Annotated in this window: 23 protein-coding genes and 1 pseudogene; 14 read left to right on the plus strand and 10 right to left on the minus strand. The window is 67.3% G+C overall.

Annotated features, from left to right (window positions below; translation table 11 throughout):
• Window positions 1–42 precede the first annotated feature (42 nt).
• Genes crcB through LRS08_RS04340 form a run of 5 tightly spaced genes read left to right on the plus strand, consistent with a single transcriptional unit; the run spans window position 43 to window position 3163 of the window.
• Window positions 43–423 carry a fluoride efflux transporter CrcB gene (gene crcB, locus LRS08_RS04320; protein WP_257844748.1) on the plus strand — a complete coding sequence of 127 codons (381 nt, stop codon included), beginning with the start codon at window positions 43–45 and terminating at the stop codon, window positions 421–423.
• Window positions 420–1601, plus strand: a complete 1182-nt coding sequence (locus tag LRS08_RS04325; protein ID WP_260481381.1) for an RluA family pseudouridine synthase — start codon at window positions 420–422, stop codon at window positions 1599–1601. The genes crcB and LRS08_RS04325 overlap by 4 nt, the downstream gene beginning before the upstream one ends.
• On the plus strand, window positions 1598–2257 hold the full coding sequence (locus LRS08_RS04330) for an HAD-IA family hydrolase (protein WP_257844747.1): 660 nt from the start codon (window positions 1598–1600) through the stop codon (window positions 2255–2257). Before LRS08_RS04325 ends, LRS08_RS04330 begins: the two co-directional genes overlap by 4 nt.
• Window positions 2254–2469, plus strand: coding sequence for a hypothetical protein (locus tag LRS08_RS04335; RefSeq protein ID WP_257844746.1), 216 nt, complete (start codon window positions 2254–2256; stop codon window positions 2467–2469). The genes LRS08_RS04330 and LRS08_RS04335 overlap by 4 nt, the downstream gene beginning before the upstream one ends.
• 4 nt (window positions 2470–2473) lie before the next feature.
• Window positions 2474–3163 (plus strand): ATP12 family chaperone protein, encoded by a 690-nt coding sequence (locus LRS08_RS04340; protein ID WP_257844745.1) that lies wholly within the window; start codon window positions 2474–2476, stop codon window positions 3161–3163.
• Between the two features lie 111 nt (window positions 3164–3274).
• Here the strand turns inward: LRS08_RS04340 and LRS08_RS04345 are convergent, their stop codons facing one another.
• Together LRS08_RS04345 and LRS08_RS04350 are read right to left on the minus strand one after the other, a co-directional pair.
• Entirely contained in the window at window positions 3275–3766 is a 492-nt protein-coding gene (locus LRS08_RS04345) for a PIN domain-containing protein (RefSeq protein ID WP_257844744.1), read from the minus strand.
• Window positions 3767–3770: 4 nt separating this feature from the next.
• Window positions 3771–4013: a type II toxin-antitoxin system Phd/YefM family antitoxin gene (locus tag LRS08_RS04350; RefSeq protein WP_257844742.1), complete on the minus strand. Its 243-nt coding sequence runs from the start codon at window positions 4011–4013 to the stop codon at window positions 3771–3773.
• A 276-nt stretch (window positions 4014–4289) separates the two neighbouring features.
• Between LRS08_RS04350 and LRS08_RS04355 the strand changes: the two genes are divergently transcribed.
• Window positions 4290–5639: a cation:proton antiporter gene (locus LRS08_RS04355; RefSeq protein ID WP_257845498.1), complete on the plus strand. Its 1350-nt coding sequence runs from the start codon at window positions 4290–4292 to the stop codon at window positions 5637–5639.
• Between the two features lie 31 nt (window positions 5640–5670).
• Here the strand turns inward: LRS08_RS04355 and LRS08_RS04360 are convergent, their stop codons facing one another.
• The 7 genes and pseudogenes from LRS08_RS04360 to fumC all read right to left on the minus strand — a co-directional run bounded on the left by LRS08_RS04360 (window position 5671) and on the right by fumC (window position 10547).
• On the minus strand, window positions 5671–7215 hold the full coding sequence (locus tag LRS08_RS04360) for a tryptophan halogenase family protein (protein WP_260481382.1): 1545 nt from the start codon (window positions 7213–7215) through the stop codon (window positions 5671–5673).
• 31 nt (window positions 7216–7246) lie between these two features.
• Window positions 7247–7813 carry a hypothetical protein gene (locus LRS08_RS04365; RefSeq protein WP_257844740.1) on the minus strand — a complete coding sequence of 189 codons (567 nt, stop codon included), beginning with the start codon at window positions 7811–7813 and terminating at the stop codon, window positions 7247–7249.
• Between the two features lie 60 nt (window positions 7814–7873).
• Window positions 7874–8549 (minus strand): annotated as a pseudogene (gene gmk / locus LRS08_RS04370) (guanylate kinase).
• A 48-nt stretch (window positions 8550–8597) separates the two neighbouring features.
• A complete protein-coding gene (locus tag LRS08_RS04375; protein ID WP_257844738.1) occupies window positions 8598–8789 on the minus strand; it encodes a hypothetical protein in 192 nt (63 codons plus the stop codon).
• Window positions 8786–8983, minus strand: a complete 198-nt coding sequence (locus LRS08_RS04380) for a hypothetical protein (RefSeq protein WP_257844737.1) — start codon at window positions 8981–8983, stop codon at window positions 8786–8788. The genes LRS08_RS04375 and LRS08_RS04380 overlap by 4 nt, the downstream gene beginning before the upstream one ends.
• Window positions 8980–9114, minus strand: coding sequence for a hypothetical protein (locus LRS08_RS04385; RefSeq protein WP_257844736.1), 135 nt, complete (start codon window positions 9112–9114; stop codon window positions 8980–8982). Before LRS08_RS04385 ends, LRS08_RS04380 begins: the two co-directional genes overlap by 4 nt.
• A gap of 53 nt (window positions 9115–9167) precedes the next feature.
• Entirely contained in the window at window positions 9168–10547 is a 1380-nt protein-coding gene (fumC, locus tag LRS08_RS04390) for a class II fumarate hydratase (RefSeq protein ID WP_257844735.1), read from the minus strand.
• Between the two features lie 124 nt (window positions 10548–10671).
• On the opposite strand from fumC, the gene LRS08_RS04395 reads away from it, so the two are divergent.
• On the plus strand, window positions 10672–11658 hold the full coding sequence (locus tag LRS08_RS04395) for a bifunctional 2-polyprenyl-6-hydroxyphenol methylase/3-demethylubiquinol 3-O-methyltransferase UbiG (RefSeq protein WP_257844734.1): 987 nt from the start codon (window positions 10672–10674) through the stop codon (window positions 11656–11658).
• A 6-nt stretch (window positions 11659–11664) separates the two neighbouring features.
• On the opposite strand, the gene LRS08_RS04400 is transcribed toward LRS08_RS04395, so the two are convergent.
• The gene (locus tag LRS08_RS04400; protein ID WP_257844733.1) at window positions 11665–12150 is read right to left on the minus strand and encodes an SspB family protein; all 486 of its coding nucleotides are present in this window, start codon (window positions 12148–12150) and stop codon (window positions 11665–11667) included.
• 105 nt (window positions 12151–12255) lie between these two features.
• Between LRS08_RS04400 and hisB the strand changes: the two genes are divergently transcribed.
• The 7 genes from hisB to LRS08_RS04435 are packed head-to-tail and all read left to right on the plus strand — an operon-like array spanning window position 12256 to window position 15805.
• On the plus strand, window positions 12256–12843 hold the full coding sequence (hisB, locus tag LRS08_RS04405; protein ID WP_257844732.1) for an imidazoleglycerol-phosphate dehydratase HisB: 588 nt from the start codon (window positions 12256–12258) through the stop codon (window positions 12841–12843).
• Entirely contained in the window at window positions 12843–13151 is a 309-nt protein-coding gene (locus LRS08_RS04410; RefSeq protein WP_257844731.1) for a YciI family protein, read from the plus strand. The genes hisB and LRS08_RS04410 overlap by 1 nt, the downstream gene beginning before the upstream one ends.
• The gene (hisH, locus tag LRS08_RS04415; protein WP_257845497.1) at window positions 13148–13747 is read left to right on the plus strand and encodes an imidazole glycerol phosphate synthase subunit HisH; all 600 of its coding nucleotides are present in this window, start codon (window positions 13148–13150) and stop codon (window positions 13745–13747) included. The genes LRS08_RS04410 and hisH overlap by 4 nt, the downstream gene beginning before the upstream one ends.
• Window positions 13735–14460 carry a 1-(5-phosphoribosyl)-5-[(5-phosphoribosylamino)methylideneamino]imidazole-4-carboxamide isomerase gene (gene hisA / locus LRS08_RS04420; protein WP_257844730.1) on the plus strand — a complete coding sequence of 242 codons (726 nt, stop codon included), beginning with the start codon at window positions 13735–13737 and terminating at the stop codon, window positions 14458–14460. Before hisH ends, hisA begins: the two co-directional genes overlap by 13 nt.
• Window positions 14457–15221, plus strand: coding sequence for an imidazole glycerol phosphate synthase subunit HisF (hisF, locus tag LRS08_RS04425; RefSeq protein ID WP_257844729.1), 765 nt, complete (start codon window positions 14457–14459; stop codon window positions 15219–15221). Before hisA ends, hisF begins: the two co-directional genes overlap by 4 nt.
• Before the next feature lie 34 nt (window positions 15222–15255).
• Complete coding sequence (locus LRS08_RS04430; RefSeq protein ID WP_257844728.1) at window positions 15256–15450, plus strand: hypothetical protein; 195 nt, start codon at window positions 15256–15258, stop codon at window positions 15448–15450.
• Window positions 15451–15481: 31 nt separating this feature from the next.
• Entirely contained in the window at window positions 15482–15805 is a 324-nt protein-coding gene (locus tag LRS08_RS04435; protein WP_257844727.1) for a phosphoribosyl-ATP diphosphatase, read from the plus strand.
• Window position 15806 lies beyond the last annotated feature (1 nt).

Consider the following 15806-nt stretch of genomic DNA (forward strand, 5'->3'; position numbering starts at 1 on the left):
GCGGGAATCGACCCCGCGCGGTTTCCGCGCTAGGGCGGCGCGATGCATCATCTGTTTCTTGTCATGCTGGGCGGCGCAGTCGGCGCTGGCGCACGGCATCTGGTCGGGCGCGCGGCGCTTGGCATTTGGGGGCCGGGGTTCCCGGTCGGTACGCTGGCGGTCAATGTCGTCGGCGGGTTCGCGATGGGGCTGCTCGCCGCGTGGCTCGCGTCGCGGGCGAGCGGGGGTGAGGCGTTGCGCTACCTGCTCGGCGTCGGGGTGCTCGGCGGTTTCACGACCTTTTCCGCCTTTTCGCTCGAGACCGCGTCGATGCTCCAGCGCGGCGAGTTTGCGACCGCATTGTTCTACATTCTCGCCTCGGTCGTGCTGTCGATCGGCGCGTTGTTCGCGGGGCTGCAGGTCAGCCGGATGGTGGCGGCATGAGCGCCGAGGGGAATGTCCGCCAGTTCACCGTCGCGCTTGACGATGACGGCATCCGGCTGGATCGCTGGTTCAAGCGGCATCTGCCCGACACCAGCTTCAACATCGTGTCGCGCTGGGCGCGGACGGGGCAGCTGCGCGTCGATGGCGCGCGCGCGACTCCCGGCGATCGCGTCCAGGCGGGACAGGTGATCCGTGTGCCCCCGGCCGACGCAGCGCAAGCGGCAGCGGTGGCGGCCAAGCCCAAAAAGGCGCGTCCCCAACTGTCGCCCGAGCAGATGGAGTTCGCCGAGTCGATGGTGATCCATCGCGATGCGCAGGCGATGGTGATCAACAAGCCGCCCGGCCTCGCGACGCAGGGGGGGACCAAGACGCACGATCATGTCGATCAATTGCTCGACGCGCTGTATTTCGACCTCGATACGCGGCCCAAGCTGGTGCACCGGCTCGACAAGGATACGTCGGGTGCGCTGGTGCTGGCGCGGACGGCGCGCGCGGCGGCCTATTTCTCGAAGAGCTTCTCCGGGCGGACGGCGCGCAAGACCTATTGGGCGGTCGTCGTCGGCGTGCCGAGCATCGAGGACGGGTTCATCGAACTCCCGATCGGCAAGCAGCCCGGGACCGGTGGCGAAAAGATGCAGGTGGACGAAAAGGAAGGCCAGCCCGCGCGGACCCGCTATCGCGTGATCGACCGTGCGGGGAACCGCGCCGCCTGGGTCGAGCTGCAGCCGCATACCGGGCGCACCCACCAGCTGCGCGTGCACATGGCGGCGATCGGCCACCCGATTGTCGGCGACGGCAAATATGGCATGGCCGAGGCGTTCCTGTCGGGCAGCATTTCGCGGAAAATGCACCTCCATTCGCGGCGCATCCGCATCGACCATCCCGATGGCGGCAAGCTGGATGTGACGGCCGACCTGCCGACGCATTTCGCGGAGACACTCGTCCAGCTCGGCTTCAACCTCGAGGATGGCGACAATCTGCCGCCCGACGAAAAGGCACCGCCGACCAAGGAGCAGGAAAAAGCCTGGGCCAAGGCGCATGCCAAGACGGTGCGAAAAGAGCGTCGTGGTGAGCGGCAGGGACGCCGCGAGACGACGGTGAAAAAGGCCAAGCCGGGCAAGAAGGACGACAAGAAGGCGGCCAAGAAGCCCGCGCGGAAGCCGACGAAGAAACCATGATCCGGCTCGCCGTGTTCGACTGCGACGGCACTCTGGTCGATTCGCAGGCCAATATCTGCCGCGCGATGGAGGCGTGCTTCGTCGCGCACCGGCTCGATCCGCCGACGCGCGAAGATATCCGGCGGATCGTTGGCCTCAGCCTCGTCCCGGCGATCGCGCAGCTGTTGCCCGATGGCGACGGGGCGCTGCACGTCGCGATGGCGGAAGCGTACAAGCGCGCCTTCCATGCGATGCGGATCGACGCGGCACTCGACCCGGAACCACTGTTCGATGGCGTCGCCGAAGCAATCGAGGCGCTGAGCGATGCCGGATGGCTGCTGGGCGTGGCGACCGGCAAGTCGGATCGCGGGCTGGCGCTGATCCTGGAACATCATGGACTGGGCGACCGCTTCGTCACGCTGCAGACCGCCGACCGGCATCCGTCCAAGCCACATCCGGCGATGCTGCACGCCGCGATTGCCGAGGCGGGCGGCGACCCGCTGCGCACCGCGATGATCGGCGACACCAGCTATGACATCGCGATGGCGGTCAATGCGGGGACGCACGCGGTCGGGGTTGCGTGGGGCTATCACGAGGCGCATGAATTGCACGCCGCCGGGGCGCATCACGTGACGACGCACGCGCGCGAACTGCCGGCGCTGCTGGAGGCATTATGACCGAGGATCCTGCGCGCGGGCGCTATTTCGCGATGGTATTCGCGCAGATGATCGCGGTCGCCGGCGCGGTGTTCGGGCTGGTCATCATGGGCAAGGCCGACGCGATGTGGCTGCGCATCCTGGGCGCGGCGATCCTGATCTCCGGCCTGTATTGCATCGCCGTGGTGCCGCGCGCGCTCGCCCGACGCTGGCGCACCCCGCCGACGGAATAGGATCATGCGACGGTTCTGGAAGGACGTCGCGCTGGTCGCGGCGCAGGGCGGGCATGACGTCCATCTCGACGGCAAGCCGGTGCGCACGCCGGGCCGCGCACCGCTGACGCTGCCGACCCCCGCGCTGGCCGAGGCGGTGGCGGAGGAGTGGCGCGGGGTTGGCGAGACGATCGATCCGCGCGCAATGCCGCTGACCGGTCTGTCCAATGCCGCGATCGACCGGATCGCGCCCGACCCGGCGGCCTTCGCTGCTGGCCTTGCCAAATATGGCGAGAGCGACCTGCTCTGCTACCGCGCCGAGCATCCCCTGGAGCTGCAACTTCGGCAGGCGGCGAGCTGGGACCCGCTGCTCGACTGGGCGCGGCTGCGCCATGGCGCGGTGCTGATCCCGACCACGGGGATCGTCCATGTCGCGCAGCCCGCCGAGGCGGTGGCGGCGCTGGGCGCGGCGGTGGCGGCGCGGTCGGCGTTCGAGCTGGCGGGGCTGTCTCCGGTGGTGACGATCACCGGGTCGCTGGTCGCGGCGCTGGCGCTGATCGAGCGCGCTGCGGATGCCGAGGATATCTGGTCCGCCGCCAATCTCGACGAGGATTGGCAGGTCGAGCATTGGGGCGAGGACGAGCTGGCCCGCAAGGCGCGCGATGCGCGACGGGCGGAATATGCGGCTGCGGTGCGGTTTCTGGGGTTGGTTTAGCGTGGGCGCTCGGCGCTGCGGGCCGATCTACCCCTCTCCCAACCTCCGCTAGGCAGCAAGCTGCCAAGCTGCGGTAACCCTCTCCCCTATCAAGGGGAGAGGGCAAGAAGGCTAAGCCCGCACGAAAAACGTCTTGAGCCATGCCGATCCGGCGCGGGCGGCTTCGCGCCAGTCTTCGGGCTCGGGCGCATCGGCGTGAGCGCGGGGGTCGAGCAGCTTGACCTTGCCCTGTTTGAACGCGGCGGTGCGCGAGGTTGCCAGCGTCAGATTATGTTCGATCGCGGTCGCGGCGAGCAGACCGTCATGCAGGTCGGCATAGGGCAGCTGCCCGCGCCGCTGCGCGACCGCCGCGTCGATCGGAAGGGTCCGCCCGGCAAAGGCGGGGAGCAGCTGCCCGTCGATCCAGCCGCGCCATGCCGCGCCAAGATCGCGACCCGCACGGGCGGCATCGGACGCGGCACGCTCCAGATCGACCAGGCTGGCGGCGGAGAGGAACATGCGCTGGTGCGGGACGCCATGCGCCCAGGCGACCAGCGCCGGATCGCCATGCGTGCCGCGTGCGTCGCGCAGGGCGACGACAATTTCGGTGTCGAGCAGGAACATCAGCCTAACGCCCTCCCCGCCGATCCCAGCGATCGGGCGTCGGCCCGGCGTCGAAAACCGCCCCCTCCGGGGCCGCGAGCAGGTCGACGATCGACTGATGCTCGCCGCTCAACTGGCGATAGGCGTCGATGCTGAGCAGGACGTGGGTCGGACGCCCGCGATCGGTGACGAACACCGGAGCGTCGCGCGCGAATCGCTTCGCCCTGCTGACGTCCTGATTGAATTCGCGGCTCGTCACTACCCGCATAATCGCCCCATTTTTTCGCACCTACATACCTATTATGGTAGCGATACCATGTAGGCATGTACCTATCTTGTAGCACCACTGCAACAGCTTGGGCAATCCACCAAGAAATCGACAGCGAACATGCTGCCAACGTTGTCGCGCGCGCTTGCACCCGGCGGCATTTCCGGTTCCCCTGCCTCCAATCGCCGACCGCAACACCGGATCGGGCAATGGGGGGGGAGAGGCCATTTGTTTCAGGATTTGATCGACGACAGCCTGCGTGCGCTGGGCGACATCATGGGGGCGCATGGCCCGGCGGTGAACGCCGCGGCGAGCTTTACCCCGACCGACTACAGCATCCATTTCTTCCTGCAGCTCGCGATCATCATTCTTGCCGCGCGCGTGGTCGGCTGGCTGGGGCAGAAGTTCCTGGGCCAGCCGCAGGTGGTGGGCGAAATGATCGCGGGCGTGGTGCTCGGCCCGTCGCTGTTCGGGCTGTTCTTCCCGGAAATGCAGGCTGCGATCTTCCCCAAGGAGACCAAGAACGTCCTGTATGTCGGCGCGCAGTTCGGCGTCGGCCTGTACATGTTCCTAGTCGGCTGCACGCTGCACCTCGACCATTTCAAGACCAAGGCGAAGAGCGCGGTCACCGTATCGGTGGCGGGCATCGCCACGCCGTTCGCCTTTGCCGTGCTGATCACGCCGTTGCTGCTGACCGTCCCCGGGCTGTTCGCCGAGGGGATCAGTCAGTGGAACGCGACATTGTTCATGGGCGCGTGCATCGCGCTGACCGCATTCCCGATGCTGGCGCGGATAATCAACGAGCGCGGGCTGGCCAAGACCTCACTCGGCACGCTGTCGCTGACCGCTGGCGCGTTCGACGATGCGGTGTCGTGGTGCGTGCTGGCGATCGTGCTGGCGACGTTCGGCGGCGGGCCGGGCATTGCGGTCGTCGCGATCGTCGGCGGCGTCGCCTATGCGGCGTTCATGATCGTCTTCGGCAAGCGCCTGCTCGCGCCGCTGGGCCGCGCGGTCGAGGCGCGGGGCGAGATGAGCAACACCGTTCTGGCGATCACGCTGATCCTGTTCTGCGCATCGGCATTCCTGATGGACGCGATCGGCATCCATGCCGTGTTCGGCGGTTTCCTGCTCGGCGCGTTCATGCCCCGCGGGCTGTTCGTCGCGGAACTCAAGCGCAAGGTCGAGCCGCTGGCGGTGGTGATGCTGCTGCCGATGTTCTTCACCTATTCGGGCCTCAATACCCGGATGGACATGGTCAACAGCCTGCCCTTGTTCGCCATTGCGCTCGGCATCCTGGCCGTGTCGATCCTGGCCAAGTTCGGCGCGTGTTGGGCCGCCGCACGGCTGTCGGGCGAGGACAATCGCACCGCATTGGGCATCGGCGCGCTGATGAACTCGCGTGGCCTCATGGAGCTGATCATCATCAATATCGGCCTGCAGAAGGGCGTGATCGGGCCGACGCTGTTTTCGATGATGGTGCTGATGGCGATCGTCACGACGATGATGGCCGGGCCGCTGTTCGAACTGGTCTATGGCAAAAAGGCTCGCGAGAGCGGCGAGCTGGATGCGATCAGCGGCGAGGATGGCGCAGCGCCGACCCAGCCGATCGCAGCGCGCCTCGCCTGAGATGCCCCCCGGCCCCGTCGCCTGACTCCGGTCAGGCGGCGGTTGCGGGGGCGATGGCGTTGATGCGTTCGATCAGCGCGCGGTGCGAGGGCAGGTCGGCGCTGGCGCGCTCGCCAAAGCCGCGGATGCGCGCCGAGAGCCGCTCAGCCTCACGCAGCGCCGCGCGGTCTGGGGAGACGCCGGTCAGGTCGGTGCGGAACTCCATCCCGTAGAGGATGTACTGATAGTTGAAGAAGGCGAAGCTTTCGACATCGAGGGTGAAGTCGTAGCGGCTGGGCGGGCGGTAGCGCCACTGGTCGAGCAGGTCGCGCAGCCGGTCCGGGATGCTCGCCGCGTCGCCATTGTCGCGCCAGAAGGGTTCGTCACGGCGGCTGAGGCAGTAATGCAGCTTCAGGAAATTGACGATATTGGCGTAGCGCGCGGCCATCAGTTCGTTGAAGCGCCGCGCGGGGGCGTCGATCGGGCCGGTGTGGGGAAACAGCTCGGCGATCATCGCCACCGCCGCCTCGATCATCACCACCCCTGTCGCCTCGAGCGGTTCGAGAAATCCGGCCGCCAGCCCGACCGCGACGGTGTTGCCGACCCATTGCCGTTCGCGATACCCCGCCTCGAATTCGATGTGGCGCACGGACAGGTCGCCGTCGCCGACGCCGAGATAGCCGCGCAGGATCGCCTCGGCGCGGTCGTCATCCATGTGCGCGCTCGAATAGACGCAGCCGACTCCATGGGCATGGGCAAGACCGATGTCCCAGATCCAGCCGCCCTCATGCGCCGCCGCGATGGTGGTGCTGGCGAGCGGGGCGTCGGGGCGGGCATAGGGCCGCTTGCAGGCCAGCGCGCGGTCGGTGAACAGCTGGTCGCGGACCGAGCGCAGCGGAGATCCGAGCGCCTCGCCGATCAGTTCGGCGCGAAAGCCGCTGCAATCGACATAGAGATCGGCGGTCAGTGTGCCGTGTTCGGCGGTATCGACCCGCGCGATATGCCCCTGGTCGTCCAGCGGCGCGGCGGTGAGCGTTCCCTGAAGATGCCGCACGCCCAGCGCCCGGGCGCGGTCGGCGAGGACGCCGGCGAAGCTCGCCGCATCGAAATGATAGGCATAGTTGAGCGGCCCGGCATAATCGCCCTCGTCGGGGCGCTTGGGCGCGCGGTTCGCCTCCGCCACCCGGTTCTGGATTGTCACCGCCTGTGCGAACGGGGCGCGGGTCGCCGGGTCCTGCAGCAGCCACCAGCCGACCAGATCGGCGTCATCGGCGTGGAACGGCGCTTCGAACGGGTGGAGGAAGGAGCGCCGCTCGCCCGGGCGCGGGGTTTCGACCCAGTCGTCGAAGCGGATGCCCTGTTTGAACGTCGCCCCGGTGGCGCGGATGAAATCGCCCTCGTCGATGCCGAGATAGCGCAACGTGTTGCGGATGGTGGGAAACGTCCCCTCGCCCACGCCGATAATCCCGATATCGGGGGATTCGAGCAGGGTGATGCGCGGGCCTCCGCTCGCCTCGCTCCCCAGCGCGCGCGCCAGATAGGCGGCGGTCAGCCAACCGGCCGTGCCGCCGCCCAGGATCAGGATCGATCGCGCCATATCCGAACCATAGCCCGCGCCCAGACGAGTGTCACCCGGCAGCAGGGGCGACGGAGGGGCGCGGCAAGGCCCAGGCGATCACCGCCCCTGCGGCGAGCCATCCCGCGATTTCGCTGATCCACAGATAGATGAAATAGCCCCAGGGCGCGTGGTTGAAGATCGGCTGCCCCAACTGGCTGTAGGTAGTGAAGGCGAGTGCGAACAGGCCGACCGCGGTCACCCGTCCGGTGAAGCTCATGCCGATGGTCAGCCGGGCAAGCGCGAAGGCGAGCAGCAGCGCACAGACGATGCCGAGCACCAGTCCGCCGATCAGCGCCGCGGTATCGGGCAGCGCGAAGCCGTTGGTGTTGAACAGCACCAGCGCGGTCGGCCCCTCGCCATAGGCTTGCGTACCGAGCGGGGTACCGGGCCAGGGGATCGGATAGGCACCGGTACCGTTGGGGCCGAGATGCTGGGCGAGCGCGGCCTGCACCGCGACGCTCGCCGAATCGCCGGCATTGCTGGTCGCCAGCATCGACAGCGGGGTGCCCCAGAAGATGAATCCGACGATCCACATCGCAAACCCGCCCAGCAGGCCGCCCAGCAACACTCTCGGCATTTCGGCTCTCCCCATGTTTCGCCCAGCCTAACGCATGGGAACGCGGGAAGAAGCAGAAAATCAGCGGGTGGCGAGACCCATCTCGATCGCCTCCTCGGCGCGCTCGCGGATGAAGCCGATCAGGCCGGGTTTGCGCGAGCGCTTTTCGCGCTCGGCCTTCAGGATCGTGTGGACCTTTTCGAAGCACGCATCGAGATCGTCGTTGACCACGACATAGTCGTAGCCGTCCCAGTGGGAGAGCTCGCGCTCGGCGCGCTTCATACGATACTGGATCACATCCTCGCTGTCGGTCGCGCGGGTGCGGAGGCGCTTTTCGAGTTCGGTCAGCGAGGGCGGGACGATGAAGATGCGGACGACGTCGCCGCCTTCTAGCTGGAACAGCTGCTGGGCGCCCTGCCAGTCGACGTCGAACAGCACGTCCTGTCCGGCGGCGAGCATGCGCTTCACCGGTTCGCGCGGCGTGCCGTAGCGATAGTTGAAGACATGCGCCCATTCGAGGAATTCGTGCCGCGCGGCGCGGGCCTTGAATTCGTCGGTGCTGAGGAAATGATATTCGCGCCCGTCTTCCTCGCCCTCGCGCATCGGGCGGGTGGTCGCGGAGACCGAGACGCCCATGCCGGGTTCGCGTTCGAGCAGCTTGCGCGCGATCGTCGACTTGCCCGCGCCCGAAGGGGGAGGACAGGACAAAGAGAACGCCCCTGCGGTCGAACTCAAATTTGGATTCGCGATGCGCCATGCGCGCCATTGGCGCGGAGGGAGCGCTCTCGTCAAGCGTGGGACGGGGTTAATAGCGCCGCTTGCGCCCGGTCAGCAGCGACCAGAGCAGGATCAGGCCGCCAATCACCCAGCCGAACGGCCCCATACGGGTGAGCGCGCGCTGGCCCATCGCGCCGATGATCGCGCCCTTCATCCCGCCACGTCCGTCGCGGCGGTCGATCGCGCGACCGAGCAACATGGCGAAGATGGTGCGGATCATGCCGCGCGTGCCTGCCAGCGCCTGCGCAGGTACCGAGCACCCAGCGCCGCAGCGCCGAGCACGACAGCGGCGGGGACCACCGTCTTGCCGACGCGCCAGGCGGCAACACCCGCGAGCGTGCCGAGGGCCCCGCCCTCGCCATCACTCTCATCGATGCGCTTGCCGATATAGCCCGCGACCAGATCGCCGATCATGCGCCGAACTCCTTGTTACCCGTGGCAAGGTCGAACACCTCGCCGATGCCGCGCAGGCCGGTCCATGCCGCCGCGCCGCCAAATGCGACCGCGATTCCGCCGAGCGCGGCGCCGATGATCGATGCGTCCATTAACCAAAAACTCCGCTGGGGGAGGAAAAGCACGAAGCGCGATCCGGTTCCGATCAGACCATCGATTCGGGACGAACCAGCCGGTCGAAGGTGTCGGCGTCGATCAGCCCGAGCGCGAGCCCCGCCTCCCGCAGCGTCGTCCCCTGTTCGTGCGCGGTCTTCGCGATCTTCGCCGCATTGTCATAGCCGATCTCGGGCGCGAGCGCGGTGACGAGCATCAGCGAACGCTCCACCAGTTCGGCGATGCGGCCTTCGTTGGCGACCAGCCCCTCGACGCAGCGTTCGGCGAAGCTTTCCATTCCGACACTGAGCAAATGGATCGAGCGCAGCACCGCCGCGCCGATCAGCGGCTTGAACACGTTGAGTTCGAGATGGCCCTGCATGCCCCCGACGGTCACCGCCATGTGGTTGCCGATCACCTGCCCCGCGACCATCGTCAGCATCTCGCACTGCGTCGGGTTGACCTTGCCCGGCATGATCGAGCTGCCCGGCTCGTTGGCGGGAAGCTCGAGTTCGCCAAGGCCGGAGCGCGGGCCGGAGCCGAGCAGGCGGATGTCGTTGGCGATCTTGGTCAGCGAGACGGCCAGCGTGTTCAGAGAGCCGGATACTTCCACGAGTGTATCGTTCGATGCCAGCGCCTCGAACTTGTTCGGAGCCGTATCGAATTGCCAATCCAGAAGCGCCGAAATCTCTGTCGCAAAATCCTCGCCGAAGCTGGGCGGAGCATTGAGACCCGTGCCAACTGCGGTCCCACCCTGCGCCAAGCGGGACAGCCGTGGATAGACCGAATGAATTCGTTGAAGATTGTCGCGCAACTGCTGACAGTATCCAGAAAACTCTTGGCCCAGCGTTAGCGGGGTAGCATCTTGAAGATGCGTCCGGCCGATCTTCACGATGTTGATCCATTCATCCGCAGCCGCGTTCAGCGCGCCGTAAAGCTTATCGGACGACCAACACATTCGCCGCAACGCGAGCAATGTCGCGACATGCAGCGCGGTCGGAAAACTGTCGTTGGACGACTGGCTCATATTGACGTGGTCGTTGGGATGCACCGGCGACTTGCCGCCGCGCGCGCCGGTCAGAAGTTCGTTGGCGCGGCCCGCAATCACCTCATTGACGTTCATGTTGGTCTGGGTGCCGCTGCCGGTCTGCCAGATGACGAGCGGGAACTGGTCGTCATGCTGCCCCGCCGCGACCTCCGCCGCTGCCGCCTCGATCGCGTCGGCCAGCGTCGCGTCGAGGCCGTGGTTGCGGTTCACGCGCGCCGCCGCCTGCTTCACCAGCGCGAGCGCGTGGATGATCCCGATCGGCATCCGTTCGGTCGGGCCGAAGGGGAAATTCTCGATGCTCCGCTGAGTCTGCGCGCCCCAATAGGCAGTGGCGGGCACCTCGATCGCGCCGATCGAGTCGGTTTCGGTGCGCGTGGCGGTCATCGGCATCTCCTGCATCGGGTGGAGCGGAGATGGCGGTGCGGCGCGCGTGCGACAAGCCATGGGCGAGGTTGATTTCGTAACGGAAACGCAACTAGGTTGCACAATCTCTCGCACCGGAGCCGCCATGCCGCAGCCGATCACCGCCGACGACTGCGCCGCGATGCACGACCAGTTCCGCGATGCGCGACTGATCGTCGCCAACGAGTTTCGCGGGCTCGACACGCATGACCAGTACTACAACGCCTTTGCCCGCCTGCTGAAGCGCGATCCGCTGGAGCGGGTGGCGATGCTGGGCACCGACCAGCGCGACCAGTTCGTGCCGGTGTTGCGCCGGCTGATCGCCGAGGGCGGGGACGCGCCGCGCCGCATCCTGGATGTCGGATGCGGCGATGGGCAGACCTTTGCGCTGATCGCCGACACGGTACCCGAAGGGTCGACCATTGATCTGGTCGATCCGAACGCGGATTATGTCCGCGCCTATGCCGATCGCGTCGCGGCGATGCCGAACATCACGCTGGGCGCGGCGCATGCCCTGCCCTTCGTGCCCGACAGTGACGACAGCTTCTACAACCCGGCGCTGGATCGCGGCTACGACCTGATCCTCGCGATTCATGCCCTCTATTTCTTCGCCGATCTCGACGCCTGCCTTGCAGATCTCGGGGCGCGGCTAGCGCCCGGCGGCACCGCGATCATCGTGTTCGCAGACGAGTCGGTGTCCTATACCGGCCTTGGCTATCGCGCGTTCCTGCGCAGCCGGGGCGAGGATGCGCTGGCGCAGGCCCATGCGGATTTGTGTCAGCAGCGGCTGACCCTGCTGCGCGGATCGGCGGGCGCGCCACCGGCGGTGGCCGCACGGTGGCAGGGCGATGTCCGAGTGCATCCGCAACCGACCCGGCTCTATGGCCACAGCCTGTCGGACCTGATCGCACTCGGCAATATCGCCGGGCTGAGTCTGTTCGAGACCATAAGCAAGTTCGAGGTGATCGCCGACCAGCTCGAATATGCGCCGATGGACGCGGATTTGCGGATCGAGACCGATGCAGGGCCGCGTCAGGGGATGCTGAGCGTCACCCAGCCGCAGATTGTGTGCGCGGTGACGAAACCATTCTGAGCCGGATTACTTCTTCCGCTTGAAGTCCACCGCAACGACGTTCGACCCGTCCTCGACCGGGGTCGCGACGGGGGGTTCGTCATTTTCGGCCTCGTCATGCGGCTCGGGACCGTCGGGGTCCTCGGCGGCCTGGAAGCGCAGCTCGAAATTGACCGCAGGGTCGTGGAATCCGGTGATCGCGGCGAACGGGATCGTCAGGATCGACGGGATCTGATTGAAGCTGAGGCCGACCGAGAAGCGGTTGTCGTCGACCTTCAGGTCCCAGAAACGATGCTGAAGGACGATCGTCATTTCGTCCGGGAAGCGTTCGATCAGCCGGTCGGGAATGTCCACGCCGGGCGCGCGCGTCTTGAACGTGATGTAGAAATGATGCGCGCCGGGCAACGCGCCGGTCGCAGCGACCTGATCCAGCACCCGGCCGACGACCGCGCGCAGGGCCTCCTGCACGATCTCGTCATAGGGAATCAAACTGTCAGGTACATTGCCGGTCATATGCCCTGACCTAGCGCCGCCAGCGGGGTGGTCAAGATTTGTTGCGGGGCGGCCCAAGCGTTGCGATCATTGCACCGGCCCGCACAGCCGCTATTGAGCCTGCCCATGCGCACCGCGACGATCAGCCGAAAGACGAGCGAAACATCGGTCGACGTGACCGTGAACCTCGATGGCACCGGCAGCTACACGATCTCCACCGGGATCGGCTTTTTCGACCATATGCTGGAGCAGCTGTCGCGCCATTCGCTGATCGACCTTGACGTGAAAACCGTCGGCGACCTGCATATCGACCAGCATCACACGGTCGAGGACACGGGCCTTGCGATCGGCGAGGCGGTGGCGAAGGCGCTGGGCGACAAGCGCGGCATCCGTCGTTACGCCGATGCGCTGAGCCCGATGGACGAGACGCTGACCCGCGTCGCGCTCGACATTTCGGGGCGGCCATTCCTCGTGTGGAAGACCGAGTTCAGCCAGAAACGGCTGGGCGAGATGGACACCGAGATGTTCGAACACTGGTTCCACAGCTTCGCCCAGACCGCCGGGCTGACGCTGCATGTCGAGACGCTGTACGGCAGCAACAATCACCATATTGCCGAGGCCGCGTTCAAGGGCCTGGCCCGCGCGCTGCGCGAGGCGATCGAGATCGATCCGCGCAAGGCGGATGCGATTCCCTCCACCAAGGGGACGTTGTGATGGCGCGGCTGGACGCGGCACCGGTCTGCGTGATCCTGCTGGAGTATCTGGCGGATGAAGCGGCGGTGGACGCGCAGCTGGCACCGCATGTCGAATGGCTGACCCGGGGGTTCGACGCCGGGCTGCTCCTGCTCGCCGGGCGTCAGGTGCCTCGCACCGGCGGGGTCATCCTGTGCCGCGGGCATCGCGCCGAAGTCGAAGCGCTGGCCGCGACCGACCCGTTCGTCACCTCCGGCGTGGCCAGCGCCACGGTGATCGAAATGGCCGCGAGCTTCGCTGCCGACGAGTGGGCACCGCTGCTGGCATGAGCATCGCGCTGATCGATTACGGCGCGGGCAACCTCCATTCGGTCCATAATGCGCTGAAGGCGGCGGGCGCGAGCGGCATCGCGGTGACCGCCGATCCCGATGTCGTGGCGCGGGCCGATCGCATCGTCCTGCCCGGCGTCGGCGCATTCGGCGCGTGCGCGGCGGGGCTGCGCGCGATTCCCGGGATGGTGGACGCGATGGAGCGCCGCGTGCTCGAACAGGGCGCGCCGTTTCTGGGCGTGTGCGTGGGGATGCAGCTGCTCGCGACGCGCGGCGAAGAACATGGCAGCCATGACGGACTCGGTTGGATGGACGGGGTGGTGCGTGAACTGCCCGCGACGCAGGTGCATGTGCCGCATATGGGGTGGAACGACGTCACCCCGCTATCGCCCCATCCGCTGATCGAGCCGGGCGAGGCCTATTTCCTGCACAGCTTCGCCTATTCGGGTAGCGGCGTGCTGGCGATCACCGAGCATGGCGGGCCGGTCACCGCGGCGATCGGGTGCGACAATATCCTGGGGGTGCAGTTCCACCCCGAAAAGAGCCAGCGCTACGGGCTGGCGTTGCTCGAACGTTTTTTGAGGTGGACTCCGTGATCGTTTTTCCCGCCATCGACCTCAAGGCCGGACAGGTCGTCCGCCTCGCCGAGGGGGATATGACCCGCGCCACCGTCTATGGCGACGATCCCGCCGCACAGGCCGCGTTGTTCGCGCAGGCGGGGGCCGAGTGGCTGCATGTCGTCGATCTCGACGGCGCGTTTGCGGGCGAATCGATCAATGGCGTCGCGGTCGCGGCGATCGTCGATCGCTTTTCGGGCAAGGTCCAGCTGGGCGGCGGCATCCGCAACCGTGCATTGGTCGAGCGCTGGATCGAGATGGGGGTGACCCGCGTGGTGATCGGCACTGCGGCGCTGGAAGACCCCGATTTCGTGCGCGAGAGCGCGGCGGCCTATCCGGGCCGGGTGGTGGTGGCGGTCGATGCACGCGACGGCTTTGTCGCGACCAAGGGCTGGGCGGATGTTTCGACCGTATCGGTCGCCGAGCTGGGGCATCGCTTCGAGGATGCCGGGGTCGCGGCGTTGCTGTTCACCGATGTCGGGCGCGATGGGCTGCTCAAGGGCTGCAATGTCGAGGCGACCGTGGCGCTCGCGGCGGAGGTTTCGATTCCCGTGATCGCCAGCGGCGGCGTGGCCGGGATCGAGGATATCCATGCCCTTGCCGGGCAGCGGGGAATCGAGGGCGTGATTACCGGTCGCGCGCTGTATGACGGGCGGCTCGACCTGGCCGAGGCGATCAGGGCCGCCGCATGACCGTCCGCGCGCGCGTCATTCCCTGTCTCGACGTCGCCGGGGGGCGGGTCGTCAAGGGGGTGAACTTCGTCGATCTGGTCGATGCCGGCGATCCGGTCGAGCAGGCGCGCGCCTATGACGCCGCCGGGGCGGACGAGCTCTGCTTCCTCGACATCACCGCCAGCCATGAGGCGCGCGGCACGATCCTGGATGTCGTGCGCCGCACCGCCGAAGTGTGCTTCATGCCGCTGACCGTGGGCGGCGGGGTGCGCAGCGTGGAGGATGCGCGTGCGCTGCTGCTGGCAGGCGCGGACAAGGTCGCGGTCAACAGCGCGGCGGTCGCGCGACCCGAGCTGGTCGCCGACATCGCCGAAAAGATGGGCAGCCAGTGCGTCGTCGCCTCGGTGGATGCGCGGCAGGTGGAGCCGGGTCGCTGGGAGGTGTTCACCCATGGCGGGCGCAAACCGACCGGGATCGACGCGGTGGAGCATGCGCTCAACCTTGCCCGGCTCGGCGCGGGCGAGTTGCTCGTGACCTCGATGGACCGCGACGGCACGCGCGACGGCTATGACCTTCCGCTGATCCGCACCATCGCCGATCGGGTGCGCGTGCCGGTGGTGGCATCGGGCGGGGTCGGCGGGCTTGCCGATCTGGTTGACGGCATCGTCGAGGGGCACGCCAGCGCCGTGCTGGCCGCATCGATCTTCCACTTTGGCCAGGCGAGCATTGCCGATGCGCATGCCGCGCTGGCGGGCGCGGGCATCCCGGTGCGGGCGCATTAACGCTTCGCACAGCGATGCGCGCTAGGCTCTCCTGATGCGCACGCTCGCGATCCTGCTGCTGACCACCGCCCCTGCCCTTGCCGCGCATAGCGGCGAGATCAGCCGCCGGACGATGCCCGAATTGTCGGATCTGGCGCTCGCCGCGATGGCCGCGGGCGGGCTGTGGCTGGCGCAGCGCGCGATGCGGCGCCGAGCGCGGGCGCGGCGTGAGGGCGGTTCGCAGGATTGACACCGGCGCGCGGCTGACCGACTGCGCAGCCATGGCCGACGATATCCTCTCCACGCTCGAAGCCGTGATCCGCGCCCGCCGCACGGGCGATCCAGCATCCTCCTATGTCGCCAAGCTGACCGCCAAGGGCCGCGCCAAGATCGCGCAAAAGCTGGGCGAGGAAGCGGTCGAGGCCGCGATCGCCGCCGTGCAGGACGACCGCGAGGGGCTGACCGGTGAGGCGGCGGACCTGATCTTCCACCTCCTCGTCCTGCTCGCCGACATGGACCTCAGCCTCGACGACGTCCGCGCCGAACTGGCGCGGCGCGAGGGGGTGTCGGGGATCGAGGAAAAGGCGAGCCGCAAGGAGAGTTGAG

The sequence above is a fragment of the Sphingomonas sp. J315 genome, assembly GCF_024666595.1.
In the GTDB taxonomy this organism is placed as follows: Bacteria; Pseudomonadota; Alphaproteobacteria; order Sphingomonadales; family Sphingomonadaceae; genus Sphingomonas.

What these genes read in the sequence shown, in the direction of transcription:
- crcB (WP_257844748.1), top strand. Translation starts at nt 43, where the DNA reads ATGCATCATCTGTTTCTTGTCATGCTGGGCGGCGCAGTCGGCGCTGGC.
- LRS08_RS04325 (WP_260481381.1), top strand. Translation starts at nt 420, where the DNA reads ATGAGCGCCGAGGGGAATGTCCGCCAGTTCACCGTCGCGCTTGACGAT.
- LRS08_RS04330 (WP_257844747.1), top strand. Translation starts at nt 1,598, where the DNA reads ATGATCCGGCTCGCCGTGTTCGACTGCGACGGCACTCTGGTCGATTCG.
- LRS08_RS04335 (WP_257844746.1), top strand. Translation starts at nt 2,254, where the DNA reads ATGACCGAGGATCCTGCGCGCGGGCGCTATTTCGCGATGGTATTCGCG.
- LRS08_RS04340 (WP_257844745.1), top strand. Translation starts at nt 2,474, where the DNA reads ATGCGACGGTTCTGGAAGGACGTCGCGCTGGTCGCGGCGCAGGGCGGG.
- LRS08_RS04345 (WP_257844744.1), bottom strand. Translation starts at nt 3,766, where the DNA reads ATGTTCCTGCTCGACACCGAAATTGTCGTCGCCCTGCGCGACGCACGC.
- LRS08_RS04350 (WP_257844742.1), bottom strand. Translation starts at nt 4,013, where the DNA reads ATGCGGGTAGTGACGAGCCGCGAATTCAATCAGGACGTCAGCAGGGCG.
- LRS08_RS04355 (WP_257845498.1), top strand. Translation starts at nt 4,290, where the DNA reads ATGGGGGCGCATGGCCCGGCGGTGAACGCCGCGGCGAGCTTTACCCCG.
- LRS08_RS04360 (WP_260481382.1), bottom strand. Translation starts at nt 7,215, where the DNA reads ATGGCGCGATCGATCCTGATCCTGGGCGGCGGCACGGCCGGTTGGCTG.
- LRS08_RS04365 (WP_257844740.1), bottom strand. Translation starts at nt 7,813, where the DNA reads ATGCCGAGAGTGTTGCTGGGCGGCCTGCTGGGCGGGTTTGCGATGTGG.
- LRS08_RS04375 (WP_257844738.1), bottom strand. Translation starts at nt 8,789, where the DNA reads ATGATCCGCACCATCTTCGCCATGTTGCTCGGTCGCGCGATCGACCGC.
- LRS08_RS04380 (WP_257844737.1), bottom strand. Translation starts at nt 8,983, where the DNA reads ATGATCGGCGATCTGGTCGCGGGCTATATCGGCAAGCGCATCGATGAG.
- LRS08_RS04385 (WP_257844736.1), bottom strand. Translation starts at nt 9,114, where the DNA reads ATGGACGCATCGATCATCGGCGCCGCGCTCGGCGGAATCGCGGTCGCA.
- fumC (WP_257844735.1), bottom strand. Translation starts at nt 10,547, where the DNA reads ATGACCGCCACGCGCACCGAAACCGACTCGATCGGCGCGATCGAGGTG.
- LRS08_RS04395 (WP_257844734.1), top strand. Translation starts at nt 10,672, where the DNA reads ATGCCGCAGCCGATCACCGCCGACGACTGCGCCGCGATGCACGACCAG.
- LRS08_RS04400 (WP_257844733.1), bottom strand. Translation starts at nt 12,150, where the DNA reads ATGACCGGCAATGTACCTGACAGTTTGATTCCCTATGACGAGATCGTG.
- hisB (WP_257844732.1), top strand. Translation starts at nt 12,256, where the DNA reads ATGCGCACCGCGACGATCAGCCGAAAGACGAGCGAAACATCGGTCGAC.
- LRS08_RS04410 (WP_257844731.1), top strand. Translation starts at nt 12,843, where the DNA reads ATGGCGCGGCTGGACGCGGCACCGGTCTGCGTGATCCTGCTGGAGTAT.
- hisH (WP_257845497.1), top strand. Translation starts at nt 13,148, where the DNA reads ATGAGCATCGCGCTGATCGATTACGGCGCGGGCAACCTCCATTCGGTC.
- hisF (WP_257844729.1), top strand. Translation starts at nt 14,457, where the DNA reads ATGACCGTCCGCGCGCGCGTCATTCCCTGTCTCGACGTCGCCGGGGGG.
- LRS08_RS04430 (WP_257844728.1), top strand. Translation starts at nt 15,256, where the DNA reads ATGCGCACGCTCGCGATCCTGCTGCTGACCACCGCCCCTGCCCTTGCC.
- LRS08_RS04435 (WP_257844727.1), top strand. Translation starts at nt 15,482, where the DNA reads ATGGCCGACGATATCCTCTCCACGCTCGAAGCCGTGATCCGCGCCCGC.